Below are 13,818 nucleotides of genomic sequence, written 5' to 3' on the forward strand. Positions count from 1 at the left end.
ATGGAAAAGGAGCGAATCGATGATGAGTGTGTTCTCTCAACGGATTGGTACAAGCGCTATGCATTGAGAGTGTGCTATGTCGAACGCGATTCATTTTTTGATAGGGAGTAGGTGTTCTGTGAACACCAAAACCGCTCCGTTTCATCAAGATGAACATGGAAGATGAAACGGAAGCGGTTTTTGACGTGCGGTGGACAGGGAAAATGGCTGGCTAACTGAGAGGGGTTACGCTTGCTTGGTCAGTTGGCGAAGTTTTCGGTCGTGGTGGAGCACTTTTGTTGTCAACACTTCGACCGAGGCTTGAGTGTCTGCTAGTTCTTCTTCAAGGTGATCGATTCGTTCGTTCAGTTGTCTGTTCATCTGTTGCATTTCCTCACGAAGGGAGTCGATTTTGGCCTCAAGCCGGGTCTCAACAGCGCGGATTTCTGCCCGGAGCTGTTGCCCCATTTCTTGCATCTCGCTGCGGAGTTGTTGTCCCATTTCTTGCATCTCGTTGCGGAGCTGTTGTCCCATCTCTTGCATTTCATGGTGCAGTCGTTGCTCCATTTCCTGCATTTTCGAGCTAATTTTGTCAGAATGCTGTTCGAGCGCTTGAAGCACCGCTTGAATGATTGTTTTCTCTTCCACTTTTTCTCACCTCCTCACAAGTATTATACAAAGAAACGGGGCGAGAAAGAAAGAGAAAATATGGTGGTTTTCGTCGAACGTTGACGGTTCGTTTTTGGTTTAGGATCGCGCGTTTTCGGTTTATCATGTCGCCCGCTTTGCTGTACAATAAACTCATATAAAAAGGCTGTTTTGGCCGCAAAGGAGATGACGATATTGGATGCAGGATGGAAGTTCGACAACAGTTATGCAAGGCTGCCGGAGCGCTTTTTCAGCGAAGTCCTCCCCACGCCGGTGCGCGCGCCGAAGCTTGCGGTGTTCAATCGTTCGTTGGCTGTCAAGCTTGGGTTGAATGAGGAAGCGTTGCGAAGTGAAGATGGGGTGGCTGTGTTCGCTGGAAACCAAATTCCAGACGGAGCTGAGCCGCTGGCGCAGGCGTATGCAGGGCATCAGTTCGGTTATTTTACGATGCTTGGCGACGGACGGGCGGTGTTGCTTGGCGAGCACGTCACCCCAAGCGGCGAGCGGGTGGACATCCAGCTGAAAGGATCGGGCCGGACGCCGTATTCGCGCGGCGGCGATGGGCGGGCGGCGCTTGGGCCGATGCTGAGGGAGTACATTGTGAGCGAGGCGATGCACGCGCTTGGCATCCCGACAACGCGAAGTCTTGCGGTCGTCACAACGGGAGAGACCATTATGCGCGAAACCGAGCTGCCTGGGGCGATTTTAACCCGCGTCGCCTCGAGCCATCTGCGCGTCGGGACGTTTCAATACGCGGCGCAATGGGGGACGATAGAGGAGTTGCGCGCTCTGGCCGATTATGCGCTCTGGCGCCATTTTCCTGGCTTTGAGGAGGCCGAAAACCGCTATTTGTTTTTGCTTGAACAAGTGATCGAACGCCAAGCGGAATTGATCGCGAAATGGCAGCTTGTCGGCTTTGTCCACGGGGTGATGAACACCGACAATATGACGATCAGCGGGGAAACGATCGACTATGGGCCGTGCGCGTTTATGGACACGTATAGCCTGGCGACGGTGTTCAGTTCGATTGATACGGAAGGGCGGTATGCGTACGGAAACCAGCCGTACATCGGGGGCTGGAATTTGGCAAGGTTTGCGGAAAGCTTGTTGCCGCTGCTTGATGAGAATGAAGAAAAAGCGATCGCGCTTGCCCAAGGGGCGCTTGACCAATATCCGAAGCGGTACCACCGCCATTGGCTTGACGGGATGAGAGCGAAACTTGGCTTTGCCGAAGAGCAGGAGGGGGATCAGGAGCTTATTGCGGATTTATTGCGGCTGATGGAGGTGCACCGCGCTGACTATACGAACACGTTCCGGGCGTTGACGTTAGGTGAGTATACGGGGATGGCGCTGTTTGATTCCTCTGAGTTCCGCGAGTGGCACGAGCGCTGGCAAACAAGGCTCAGCCACGAACCGGTGTCAAAGAAAGAAGCGTATGAGCGGATGCGCCGCCATAATCCGGCTGTGATCCCACGCAATCATCGGGTCGAAGAGGCGCTTGCTGCTGCGGTCAACTGCGGCGATTACAGCGTGATGGAGCGTTTCCTTGAAGCGTTGGCCGACCCGTACGCCTACTCGCCGGAGCAAGAGAAATACGCCGAGCTGCCGCCACCGTCTGACCGCCCGTACCGGACGTTTTGCGGGACGTGATGAAGAGGGGGGATTTGCGGCTCCTTTTTTACTGGGGCGCTTTGGTTTAGCGGCAAAGGTGAAACGAATCCTCCTTTGCATCGCCTAATTTCCATAGAGGTGTTGCCAATGAAGCGAAATGTTCTGCTTTTCGCCGCGGCGGGGATGCTGTTTGTGTGTGCCGCCATCCTGCATCTCAAGCCGTTTGAGCCAGACAAAACGAGAGAGCCAAAGGCATCCACATCGTTTCACCAGTACATCATCATCCGCAATTCGGCCGATGAGCCGCTTTTGCCTAGTGTGAAACAAGCAGGGGCGATGGAAACAAACAGAGAGCCGCAACCGTTGCCTAACGTCGATTTGGGCGATCCGGTCGTAATCACGAAAATGCCACATGTCGACGCAATGAAGGTGCCTTGATTGGCGTGCATGGTTTTCCACAACCGAAAATCGATCATGCGGCAGGGGAAAAGGGGCTGGGCAGGAGCCCCTTTTTTCTTTTTCCTCTTTACTTTCGCGTTGCGTCAAGGTGTATCGTCATGAATAGGGAGGTGAGGAACATGGAATATACGGTGCATGAGCTGGCGAAACTGGCGAGGATAACGAGCCGGACGCTCCGGTATTATGATGAGATTGGTTTGTTGAAACCGGCGCGGTTGAGCGAAGCCGGGTATCGGCTGTACGGGCCGCGGTGAAGTCGATCTTTTGCAGCAAATCCTCTTTTACTGCGAGCTCGGGGTTGATTTTGCAGGGTGAAAAACAGCTAATCGATCGGCTGCTTGCCTTGTTCGAAGGCAGGCTGAGTGTTTTTGTATGCCTGCCCTTGATAATATTGCCTCTTCCTCAAGATTGCACCATCGAATCCTTTCTGTGCGGCATCTCGTCAACGGTTAGAAAGCCGTGTTTTCAATACAGAAACGCTTCATGCAACACAATTGGGACGATGACGTAATCCAGCGATATGCCATTGCAATTGTTATACGTTGTCATTACAATTGAGGGCATAAAGATGCAAAATAGAATGAGGTGAATGTTATGTTTCCTTTCTCTGGAGAGTTGAAAGATCTAGAGTCAAAATTGTTACATACATTAAGAGAATTCGAGTCAATTCAAAAAGCGTTGGATGAATCAACGATTGTTGCGATTACCGACCACACGGGAAAAATTACATATGTGAATGAGGCTTTCTGCCGCATCTCTCAATATAGCCGTGAGGAACTGATTGGAAACACTCATCGCATTGTCAATTCAGGATACCATAGCCGAGAATTTTTTAAACATATGTGGAAAACCATTGGGAAAGGGAAGGTATGGAGGGGAGAGATCAAAAATAAAGCGAAAGACGGGAGTTACTACTGGGTTCAGTCTACTATTGTCCCCTTTTTGGATGAACGAGGAAAGCCGTATCAATACGTGTCGATTCGAACGGATATTACTCGCCTGAAGCAGTACGAAGAACAAATCAAACATATGGTCAACCATGATGATTTGACAGGTCTCCCCAATCGCCGTTTTTTAAGAGAGCAGTTTCCTAAGTTGCTGAAAGAGACGAAAGAGGAGGAACGACTGCTGGCCGTTTATTTTATTGATTTAGCGCGGTTTAAAAACATTAATGATTCATTGGGGCATTCTGTGGGAGACGAAGTGTTGAGACAAATGGCTGCTCGTTTTCGAACAGCATTAGATCAAAAGCTGTTTTTGACTCGCGTGGGCGGTGATGAGTTTGTCGCTGTGGCGCCGCGAGTGAATTATCAGTCTATCCTTGCATATTTGCGGACAATTCAACAAACGTTAGCTCGGCCTTTGATGATTGAAGGAAGAGAGTTCGTTCTTTCCGCCAATATCGGAATCAGCGTCTTTCCTTTTGACGGGCAAGATTTGAATACGTTGCTCGGCAATGCGGACATGGCCATGTATCATGCGAAAGAGAAAGGTAAATTTTATCAATTTTATCATCAGACGATCAATCAGCGACTAGTTAGGGAAACGGTGTTAGAAAGCCATTTGCATCGGGCCATCGAAAGAGACGAACTAATGCTCTATTATCAGCCGCAGTACGATCTGTCTACTGGGAAACTGATCCGCCTAGAAGCGCTGATTCGTTGGTATAATTCAGAACTTGGATGGGTTCGTCCTGATCAGTTTATTCCTTTAGCTGAAAAAATAGGATTGATGCCAAAACTCGATGAGTGGGTGCTGTCTACGGCATGCCGGCATAGGAAAATGTGGAAACAAAGAGGGGGATTCGAAGTGGATTTATCCATCAACCTGTCTGCTTCCCATTTCCAAATACCAGGCATGGCTAAACGGCTCCTTTCCATTATTGAAAGCAATGGAGATGATCCATGTCGATGGGAATTTGAAGTGACGGAACATATTATGATGCAGGATAGTGCAGTCGTGTACGAAAACGTAAGCCAGTTAAAAGAGGCGGGCGTTAAACTGGCGATTGATGATTTTGGCGTAGGGTATAGTTCATTAGGATATATAAAGAAGTTAAAAGTGGACCGTTTAAAAATCGATCGTTCGTTTATCAAAAACTTACCGCAATCCGCTGATGACCAAGCCATTGTGGCTGCTGTGATCACGATGGCTCATCAATTGTCGATGGATGTCGTTGCAGAAGGAATTGAAAATGAGAAACAAATTCAAATATTAAAGGAAATGGGGTGCAACGGAGGGCAAGGGTATTTTTGGAGGCAGCCTGTGTCAGAAGCGGAGATTGGATCGTTGTTGCAATGCAATGAGTGAACAGTTCAAAATGGCAATATAGAGGTTGTCTCGCCATACTCGGGCATGTTGAGGCAACAAATGAAGAGGGAAAGGAGCTGGTTTCATGGAAACGCTCAGACAACGGCTGCGATCCATGGACCAAAAAAGCTATAAGGCATATAAAGCGCTCGAAGGCACGTATCGGTTCCCAACGTTTACGCTCGCAATTGACCATGTGCAAGGCGATCCGTTCGCCGAACCGTCCAAGGTGCGGGTGATCGTGCCGCGGGTGAAAACGGCGCTGGCGGCGGAGTGGACCGATACGAAACCGCGCCGCATTCGCTGTGAGGATTTGCTTTTGCGCCGCGTCCACCGTGAATTGCGGCAATGGCCGCTGCGGGCGCGCGGGTCGGGAAAAAGCGGACTCGTCTTGATTGATGCCCCGGGGCAAAAAGTGTTCGAACGGACGGCGGTGCAAGTGGCTGACGAGACGATTACGGTTTGTTTGTCGGTCGGGTTGCCGGCGAATGGGCGGCGCATTTTGGCGAAAGAAGCCGAGACCATCTTTTTCGAGCAAATTCCATCCGTCATCGAGCGGGCGGTGTACGGCCTTCGGGAAGAGGACATTCGTGCGGCGGTCGAGCTTGCCGATCAGCAGCACGCCATTCGCCGCTATTTGCGTGAGCATGGTTTGGTGGCGTTTGTCAAAAACGGCGCGATTTTGCCGCGCGAAAGCGGAGTGAGTGACAAGCCGATGCAACGCGGGGCGGTGCCGTTTCAAAGCCCGCCGGAGCTGGAGATCGCGATCCCTGTCCCGCACCGCGCCGAGCCAGTGAAAGGCATGGGCATCCGAAAAGGCGTTACGCTTATTGTCGGTGGCGGGTATCACGGCAAATCGACCTTGCTTCAGGCGTTAGAGCACGGCGTGTATGACCATATCGCCGGCGACGGACGGGAGTTTGTCATCACCGATAGCGGGGCGGTGAAAATTCGCGCCGAAGACGGCCGGAGCGTCGCCAGTGTTGACATTTCGCCGCTCATTGGCACGCTGCCGTACGGCAAAGAGACAACGCAGTTTTCAACGGAAAACGCGAGCGGCAGCACCTCACAGGCCGCGAGCATGATCGAAATGATTGAAGCGGGGGCATCGGCGTTTTTGATTGACGAAGATACAAGCGCGACGAATTTGCTCATCCGCGATGGACGCATGCAGGCGCTCGTGGCGAAAGAAGCCGAACCAATCACGCCGTATATCGACAAGGCGCGTCAACTATTTCGCGATTACGGCATTTCGACGGTTCTTGTCGTCGGCGGGTTGGGGGATTACTTGGATATCGCTGATTGCGTGATCAAAATGGAGCAGTACGTCCCGTTTGATGTGACGGGGGAGGCGAAGCGGATCGCTGCAGAGATGCCGTCGGGACGGAAAGCGGAAGGCGGAGAGTCGTTCGGCCGCATTCGCGAGCGCATTCCCCTGCCCGAAAGTTTGAACAGCCAAAAAGGAAAAAAAGCAAAAGCCGTCGCGCGCGGACGGCACGTCATTCAGTACGGACAAACCGATCTATTGCTTTATGCGCTTGAGCAGCTGGTCGATGACAGCCAAACGAGGGCGATTGCCGCGGCGCTGTTGTATATGGAACGAAAAGGATGGCTCGACGGGAAGAAAACCATCCGCCAACTACTCGATGCGATCGAAGAACAATGGGACCGGCAAGGGTTAGGCTCGGTTTCGTTCCGAAAAGGGCATCCGGGTGAGCTTGCTCGCCCGCGCCGCTTCGAGCTGGCGGCGGCGCTGAACCGGCTGCGGACGCTCCGGTGTACCCAGCAGTAGCCATCTTGGAAAGGAGAAAGCCGGTTTGCTTGTTCTTGGCGACGTTTCCGCGCAGGTTGGATTACGGTGTTATTTGGGAGGAGAAATGGCTTGGTTTTTCCCAACCGCAACAAAAAATAGGGGCGCAGGATGTGCGGCAAGGACGTTTGTTTTCCCTGCTAGCCAACGGAACAACGGACGCTCTTGTTTCAACAGGGGCGGCCGCATGCCGGTGTCGGCTTAGGCGCGACCGGTGCGGGGCCGCTGCTCTTGTTCCTATAGACGATGCCTCATGCCCCGGCAAAACACGAATGAAACCGTTTTCTGTCGACGCCTTGCCGATTTTGCTCTAGCGCCATCCATCGATTATGGCTATAATAATGTTTATCAGTGCAACGTGGCGGATGGCGGCGGGAAGCCGCGGGTTGGTTAGGGGGATCAGGGCATGAACAAGTCAAAAGGTTGGATGGAATCGGAAATCAGCAAAGCATTAACGAAATGGGAAAAAGATTTTCTCGGCCGCGGCTCGGTGTCAGTGAAAACCGATATTTTGCGCGATATGATTATCGTTTCCCTGCACGGCATCCTGACACCTGCTGAGTACGCTCTTTGTGAATCGAAGGAAGGGATGCTGGCGGTGAAACGGTCGCGGACGAGTTTGGTGGAATCGGGTGTTGATGACTTGAAAGAGATGATTTTCGAGATTACAGGCGAGCAGGTGAAAAGCTTCCATACCGATTTAAGCACGCGAACGGGTGAGCGGATTATCGTCTTTAAGCTGTTCAACGATTTGGAGAAACAGTTGCCAAAATAAATTTTTTCCATGACAAATCAACAAAGTTGTTGTATAATTGAAACAACTTTTGTATAGTAAGTATAGAATAAAATAGTGGACGATGCTGTCGGGAGCCCTTCAAAAAACCTACGCGTGCTTAGGTTCGTTGAAGGGAAACTGACCGTCGTCTGCCGCACGACAACGAACGGGAGATCTTCAAACAATCGAGCGACGATTGGTTGGAGATAAACCGGCTATGGGCAATCGATAGGCAATGGAACGGCCTTTTTCGGCCGTCTTGCCTGATTGACATAGCCGGTTTTTTCTTTTCTCTCGAACGATGTGCAAGCAGATGAGGGGAGGAGATAGCAATGGGGAACGAATGGTTCGCATGGGGATGGCTGGCGGCGGTTGCGGTCGTTTTCCTAAGCGCGATCGTGTGGCTGTCTCCGCGCGTGTCGGAACGATATGTGCATGTGCACGTTTGGCTGCTGTTGTTGCCGGGGGCGGTGGCGCTATTCGGATGGATCAGCGCCGGCGCGGTCGACATCGGCCTGTGGCGGTTTGATGCGACGAGCTGGCTGTCCGCCGTTTATATTTCGCTTCTAAGCTGGGCGATTCAACGGTTTGCGGTTCGCTATTTGCACGGCGACCGCCGCTATCGGCTGTATTTTTCGCTCTTGACATGGACGTCATTTGCCGCTTCGCTCACGTGGGCGACCGGCGACTTGCGGTTGATCGCAGTGTGCTGGGGGTTGCCGCTCGCGGGGCTTGTGGCGTTGACCGCGTTGAAAAAAGAATGGGAGCCGGCTCAGTTCGTCGCCCGGCAGATGGGCATGCTGTTTTTGGCAAGTTGGATCGCTGCGGCCCTCACCGCTGTTTGGCTTGGGGCGAGAGTCGGTGAATGGACGCTCGTCTCGGCGTTGTCGGCGGAACGTTTGGCTCGTCTCGCTCTATGGGAAAGGACGGTGATGAGCGGATTGCTCATGTTGGCTGCCGTCATTCCAGCTGGGCAATGGCCGTTTCATCGCTGGCTGATGGAATCAGCCGTGACGCCGACGCCGGTGTCAGCGGTGATGCATGCCGGTCTTGTCAACGCTGGGGGGCTCTTGCTTTGGCGCTTTTCTCCGCTCTTTAACGAAACGTGGGCGCATGTGGCGCTGTTTCTGATCGCTTTTGCCTCGATTTTGATTGGCACGGGCGTTAGCTTTGTTCATGTTGACTACAAGCGCCAGCTCGTCGGTTCGACGATGGCGCAAATGGGCGTCATGCTTGTGCAATGCGCCCTGGGCGCTTACGGGGCCGCAGTAGTGCATTTAGTGCTGCACGGGTTGTTTAAAGCGACGCTCTTTTTGCAGTCCGGGTCCGTCGTGCCGCGAGTCGGTCGGGTAGGATTGCGAAAAACAGGAAGTTCATGGCCGGGCGGCATCATCCTCGGCGTGCTGCTTGGGTGGGCCTTTTGGCAGGCGGCTCCGCACGAACCGGCCCGGCTGTTGAGCGCGCTTTTGCTTGCGGCCTCGGCAACGGTTGCCTGGGGACGGCTTACGGATTTTCGCGAAGGCCGTTGGCTGGGCTTTGCGGTTGTCGTTGCTTTGGCGTTGGTGTCCGAAACGGTGCGCCATCAATTTATGGCGCTGCTTCATAACGGGATGCCGTCCGTGTTTCTGCCGCCCGCTTCGTTCGAATGGCTTGTCTGCGCTCTGTTTGTTGCCGCGGCGCTGGTTGCTGTATGGATCGCGAACCGGCGCAGCTCCATGCTTGCCATTCATCTGTACATGTGGCTTGTTCACCTTGGTGAACCGCGTCCGGCGGCGACCGAAGCACACCCGCGTTATTTGGCGTCCTATCTAAAGGAGGGGATGGTTCATGAGTAGAAGCGTCATATCACTTGAACGGTCAACGGAGGCAAAAAAAGCAGCCGCTTGTCCGCTCGAGGCGATCGTCAGCGAAGCGGCGAAGGTGATCGTTCCGCTTTGGCCGATTTCCGCGTTTATCGCCCGCCATCCGTGGATGGGGATGGAAGACAAGTCGTTTGTCGACGCGGCTGACCGACTGCAAGAAGCTTACGGCATCGACTTGTATCCGCCAATGGCCGTTTTTCATGCGGCGCTATCCAAAGGGGAGATTGACGTTTCCTTCATCGAGCGGCGTCTGCAACGATGGTTGGATGACGAGCCGCTTCCTGCGCCGCGCCATGAAGCGGAACGGCTATGCCGCGCCCTCCTTTGGAACGATGCGGTGCCCGAAGAAGCGCTTCAGGTGCCGGAACTGATCGAGTTGGCCGCCGCTATGCCGCTGCGCTCTGTTTCCATCCGCACGCGGTCTGTGCGCCTTGGTTTGGAAAAGCGGTTGGATCAACAAATGATCAAATGGTGCAAGCTGTTTTACGATCCGGGGGAGGCGGCGTGGGCGCTGCCGCACCGCGAGCGCGGCTTTTACGGGGCATGGCGCCGGTTGGCGCCTCTTGATCCGTCCTTGTCCAAGGAGGAGCGGAAACGGCTTTTCGATTGGCCTCACCATCCAGAGGAGGCGCTGCAACGGGCGCTTGAACAGCTCGGAGTGCAGGATGAGGAAGCCGTGGTCTATTTAGAAGCGCATTTATTAGCTCTGCCCGGCTGGGCGGGGATGATGGTCTGGCAATCGCGCCAGGCAGGTGACGAAATGGGCGGATTGATTGATTACTTGGCGGTTCGTTTGTCGCTGGAGTGGGTGTTCACAGCGCCGCATCTGCCGCTGAAGGAGGAAGAAAACGAAGACGATCGTGCGGTTGGGCCGCTGTTGGCCGCCTGGATCCACTGGGGCGGCATGACGTTGGACGACTGGCGGCGCCTGTCGCTAAAAGACCGTCAAGCTCGTCTGGTGTTCGCTGATCGGTTCTGGCGGATTGGCCGCCGCCATCTTTGGCTTGAGGCGTGGGAAGATACGTATGAAGCGAAGCTGAAAGAAGCGGTTCTCACCCGTCAACCTGAGGAGCCAAAAGAGCAGGCGGCAGCGCAGCTATTGTTTTGCATTGATGTGCGCTCCGAGCCGTTCCGCCGTCATGTAGAGGCGGCCGGCCCGTTTGAAACGTACGGCTGCGCTGGCTTTTTCGGCTTGCCGATTCAAACGCGCGTGCTTGACGGCGATGACGCCCATCCGTCTTGCCCGGCGATCGTCGCGCCGCAGCACGAAATCAACGAAACCGCTTCTCCCGAAACGGCGGCGCCGTACCGCCGGCGGCGCGATCTGTTCCGCTTTGTCGGCCGGACGTTTAAAAAAATCAAGCAGCATCTGCTGGCTGGTTTGCTGCTTCCGGAAATGAGCGGGCCGTGGCTCGGTTTGCATACGATCGCCCGCAGCGCGGCGCCGGCTTGGGCCGGGCAAGCCATTCATCAGGCGGAAATGTCGGCGCAACAAAAACCGAAGACGACGCTGTCGCTCGATCGCCAAGGGCATGACGAAACGACTGGGCTGCCGATCGGGTTGACAAAAGAAGAGCAAGTGCAATACGTAAAACAACTCCTCGTCAACATTGGCTTGACGTCCTCATTTGCCCCGCTTGTCGTCGTCTGCGGCCATGAGAGCGAGACGACAAACAACCCGTATGCCTCGGCGCTCGATTGCGGGGCGTGCGGCGGCGCGGCCGGGGCGTTCAACGCCCGCGTATTCGCCGCGTTGGCCAACTTGCCGCACGTGCGGGATAGGTTGGCGAAAGAGGGAATCGTCATACCGGATGAGACAGTGTTCGTCGCTGCTGAACATATCACAACCGTTGACGAGCTGCGTTGGGTGGAAGTGCCGCCGTTATCCGAAGCAGCGAAACAGTCGTTTGAGCAGCTGAAACAGGCGCTTGCCGGCGTCAGCCGCCAAGCCAATGCTGAGCGGATGGCGAAGCTGCCGCATGTCGGCGTCATGCCGCGCGATCCGGTCGTCGAAGCCCGACGCCGCGCCGTTGACTGGAGTGAAATTCGTCCGGAATGGGGGTTGGCGGGGAACGCCGCTTTCCTGATTGGCCGGCGGGCGTTGACAAAGGGCGTTCATTTAGACGGCCGGGTGTTTTTGCACAGCTACGATTGGCGCGAAGATCCGACCGGTGAGGCGCTGGCCGGCATCATCGCTGGGCCGGCCACGGTTGGGCAGTGGATCAACTTGCAATATTATGCTTCGACAGTGGCGCCGCATCATTACGGAAGCGGCGACAAAACGATCCAGACGGTGACCGGCGGCATCGGCGTCATGCAAGGGAACGGAAGCGACTTGCTAGCCGGCTTGCCGTGGCAGTCCGTCGCCGCGTCTGACCGTGAGTGGTTCCACTCTCCGCTTCGGTTGCTTGTTATTATTGAAGCGCCATCTTCCTATATCGAGCGACTGCTCAATGAAAACAGCGAATTTCGGCGCAAAGTCCAAAACGGCTGGCTCCGTCTCGCCTCGATTGACCCAGACAGCGGGGCGTGGGTGAGCTGGGAGGCAGGACGCCTTGCGTCGGTACAGCAACGCTAAAAAGAAACGATATGCCGCTTGCCGGGTTTGTTTGGCAGGCGGCTTTTTTTCGCTGACCGCCAAACGAGGCAGGGAAAATGGATGCACGCCGCGAAATAAGATAGCAGCTGGTGTAACAGCAGCAGGAAAGACGAGGAAAGAGGGAAAGCGGATGAAAACGCAGTTTATCGCTGGTCATGCGCGGCTTCCGGCCGGAATGGCGGCGAAAAGCCTTTACGATACGCTGACGATTACGGCGGAAATTGATAAAAAATACGGGGTGATCGTAGAGGCGTCGTGCACGCTCGCCACCGAACATGGGCGCGATTACGTGGCCCGCCTGCTTCGCGGCCATTCGCTGCGCGATGGCATCGACGGTCTGCTCGCCGAGCTTGACGAAGGGTATTTAGGGAAAGCCCATTCTGCTCTGTGCGCGGCGCTAAAAGATTTGTACAAACAATATTGCAAAATGGAGGAGAAAGAGTCATAAGCAGCTGCCCCACATCGGTTGATGGGGGGCAGCTGCGTTTTTGTGCGGGTCAGCGGTTTGGCCGCCCATGATTTCGTCGGTGCTTCAGTTTTCAGCCGGCCGCCATGCCGGCAGCGTTTTGCGCAGCGGTTTGTCTTGGCGGTAGCCGAGCACATATTCGGCCTGCATGATCGTATGAATTTCCCGCGTTCCTTCGTAAATGACCGGCGCTTTCGAGTTGCGCAAGTAGCGCTCGACCGGATATTCGTTCGAATAGCCGTAGGCGCCATGGATTTGCACGGCATCGTCGGCCGCCTGGTTCGCGTAGTCGCAGGCGATCCATTTGGCAAGCGATGTTTCTCTCGTGCAACGCCGGCCTTCGTTTTTGAGAAAGCCGACTTTGTAAACGAGCAGGCGGCTGATTTGCAAACCAGCTTCCATGCGGGCGATCATTTGCTGGACGAGCTGATGGCGTCCGATTTCTTTGCCGAATGTTTTTCGCTCGTGGCAGTATTTGACGCTCGCCTCAAGACATGCCATAATGAGGCCGACCGCGCCGGCGGCGACAGTGAAGCGGCCGTTGTCAAGCGCCGACATGGCGATTTTGAATCCTTCCCCTTCTTCGCCGAGCAAGTTTTCTTTCGGAACGCGGACGTTGTCAAAAAACAGCTCCCCTGTGTTGCCGGAGCGGATGCCAAGCTTCCCTTTAATCGGGCGCGACGAAAAGCCGGGCATCGTCCGTTCGACGATAAAGGCGGAAATGCCGCGATGCTTTTTCGATTTGTCCGTATAGGCGAATACAAGAAAATGGTCGGCGATGTCAGCGAGGGAAATCCATGTTTTTTGCCCGTTTAAAATGTAGTCATCTCCGTCGCGGACGGCTGTCGTTTGGATGGAAGCGACGTCCGAGCCGGCATTCGGTTCGGTCAGGCCGAACGCGCCGATTTTTTCCCCGCGTGCTTGCGGGACAAGGTATTTTTGTTTTTGCTCTTCCGTCCCCCATTGCAACAGCGTCAAACTGTTCAGCCCGGTGTGAACCGATACGGCGGTGCGAAACGCCGTATCGCCGCGTTCGAGCTCTTCGCAGACGATGGCAAGCGAGTTGTAATCCATGCCCATGCCGCCATATTCTTCGGGAATGCAGACGCCCATTAAATTGAGCTCAGCGAGCCGCTTGAAAATGTTGCGGTCAAATTCGCCGCACTCATCCCATTCTTTGATATAAGGCATAATTTCTTTATCGACGAATTTGCGCACCGTTTGCCGCAGCATTTCTTGTTCGGGTGTAAAATCGAAGTTCATCATCGTTTCCATCCCCCTATGCAACTGTTTGTTTTT

10 protein-coding genes and 1 pseudogene are annotated in these 13,818 nt (G+C 54.4%); 9 read left to right on the top strand and 2 right to left on the bottom strand.

The features are described from left to right. Positions 1-225: 225 nt before the first annotated feature. On the bottom strand, positions 226-627 hold the full coding sequence (locus tag B1A75_RS08505; RefSeq protein WP_033024710.1) for a hypothetical protein: 402 nt from the start codon (positions 625-627) through the stop codon (positions 226-228). Positions 628-813: 186 nt separating this feature from the next. On the opposite strand from B1A75_RS08505, the gene B1A75_RS08510 reads away from it, so the two are divergent. The 9 genes and pseudogenes from B1A75_RS08510 to B1A75_RS08555 all read left to right on the top strand — a co-directional run bounded on the left by B1A75_RS08510 (position 814) and on the right by B1A75_RS08555 (position 12,501). Then, positions 814-2,277 carry a protein adenylyltransferase SelO gene (locus tag B1A75_RS08510; RefSeq protein ID WP_176202396.1) on the top strand — a complete coding sequence of 488 codons (1,464 nt, stop codon included), beginning with the start codon at positions 814-816 and terminating at the stop codon, positions 2,275-2,277. Positions 2,278-2,385: 108 nt separating this feature from the next. Next, complete coding sequence (locus tag B1A75_RS08515; RefSeq protein ID WP_079936050.1) at positions 2,386-2,676, top strand: hypothetical protein; 291 nt, start codon at positions 2,386-2,388, stop codon at positions 2,674-2,676. 119 nt (positions 2,677-2,795) lie between these two features. Beyond that, positions 2,796-3,000: pseudogene (locus B1A75_RS08520) on the top strand (MerR family transcriptional regulator); the annotation flags it as partial. Positions 3,001-3,291: 291 nt separating this feature from the next. Further along, the gene (locus tag B1A75_RS08525) at positions 3,292-5,007 is read left to right on the top strand and encodes a putative bifunctional diguanylate cyclase/phosphodiesterase (RefSeq protein WP_050483818.1); all 1,716 of its coding nucleotides are present in this window, start codon (positions 3,292-3,294) and stop codon (positions 5,005-5,007) included. A gap of 85 nt (positions 5,008-5,092) precedes the next feature. Further along, on the top strand, positions 5,093-6,799 hold the full coding sequence (locus tag B1A75_RS08530) for an ABC-ATPase domain-containing protein (RefSeq protein ID WP_079936051.1): 1,707 nt from the start codon (positions 5,093-5,095) through the stop codon (positions 6,797-6,799). A 424-nt stretch (positions 6,800-7,223) separates the two neighbouring features. Beyond that, on the top strand, positions 7,224-7,592 hold the full coding sequence (locus tag B1A75_RS08540) for a Na-translocating system protein MpsC family protein (RefSeq protein WP_033024715.1): 369 nt from the start codon (positions 7,224-7,226) through the stop codon (positions 7,590-7,592). A gap of 332 nt (positions 7,593-7,924) precedes the next feature. Then, the gene (locus tag B1A75_RS08545) at positions 7,925-9,427 is read left to right on the top strand and encodes an NADH dehydrogenase subunit 5 (RefSeq protein WP_033024716.1); all 1,503 of its coding nucleotides are present in this window, start codon (positions 7,925-7,927) and stop codon (positions 9,425-9,427) included. Beyond that, complete coding sequence (locus B1A75_RS08550; protein ID WP_033024717.1) at positions 9,420-12,032, top strand: DUF2309 domain-containing protein; 2,613 nt, start codon at positions 9,420-9,422, stop codon at positions 12,030-12,032. Before B1A75_RS08545 ends, B1A75_RS08550 begins: the two co-directional genes overlap by 8 nt. A 151-nt stretch (positions 12,033-12,183) precedes the next feature. Beyond that, positions 12,184-12,501, top strand: a complete 318-nt coding sequence (locus tag B1A75_RS08555; protein WP_033024718.1) for a DUF3870 domain-containing protein — start codon at positions 12,184-12,186, stop codon at positions 12,499-12,501. An 84-nt stretch (positions 12,502-12,585) separates the two neighbouring features. Here B1A75_RS08555 and B1A75_RS08560 read toward each other — a convergent pair whose 3' ends face one another. Further along, a complete protein-coding gene (locus tag B1A75_RS08560) occupies positions 12,586-13,785 on the bottom strand; it encodes an acyl-CoA dehydrogenase family protein (RefSeq protein ID WP_033024719.1) in 1,200 nt (399 codons plus the stop codon). Between the last annotated feature and the right edge of the window lie 33 nt (positions 13,786-13,818).

Origin of the sequence: Geobacillus sp. LEMMY01 (genome assembly GCF_002042905.1) — a bacterium.
Taxonomy (GTDB): domain Bacteria; phylum Bacillota; class Bacilli; order Bacillales; family Anoxybacillaceae; genus Geobacillus; species Geobacillus proteiniphilus.

What these genes read in the sequence shown, in the direction of transcription:
- B1A75_RS08545 (WP_033024716.1), top strand. Translation starts at nt 7,925, where the DNA reads ATGGGGAACGAATGGTTCGCATGGGGATGGCTGGCGGCGGTTGCGGTC.
- B1A75_RS08525 (WP_050483818.1), top strand. Translation starts at nt 3,292, where the DNA reads ATGTTTCCTTTCTCTGGAGAGTTGAAAGATCTAGAGTCAAAATTGTTA.
- B1A75_RS08510 (WP_176202396.1), top strand. Translation starts at nt 814, where the DNA reads ATGACGATATTGGATGCAGGATGGAAGTTCGACAACAGTTATGCAAGG.
- B1A75_RS08555 (WP_033024718.1), top strand. Translation starts at nt 12,184, where the DNA reads ATGAAAACGCAGTTTATCGCTGGTCATGCGCGGCTTCCGGCCGGAATG.
- B1A75_RS08530 (WP_079936051.1), top strand. Translation starts at nt 5,093, where the DNA reads ATGGAAACGCTCAGACAACGGCTGCGATCCATGGACCAAAAAAGCTAT.
- B1A75_RS08550 (WP_033024717.1), top strand. Translation starts at nt 9,420, where the DNA reads ATGAGTAGAAGCGTCATATCACTTGAACGGTCAACGGAGGCAAAAAAA.
- B1A75_RS08560 (WP_033024719.1), bottom strand. Translation starts at nt 13,785, where the DNA reads ATGATGAACTTCGATTTTACACCCGAACAAGAAATGCTGCGGCAAACG.
- B1A75_RS08540 (WP_033024715.1), top strand. Translation starts at nt 7,224, where the DNA reads ATGAACAAGTCAAAAGGTTGGATGGAATCGGAAATCAGCAAAGCATTA.
- B1A75_RS08515 (WP_079936050.1), top strand. Translation starts at nt 2,386, where the DNA reads ATGAAGCGAAATGTTCTGCTTTTCGCCGCGGCGGGGATGCTGTTTGTG.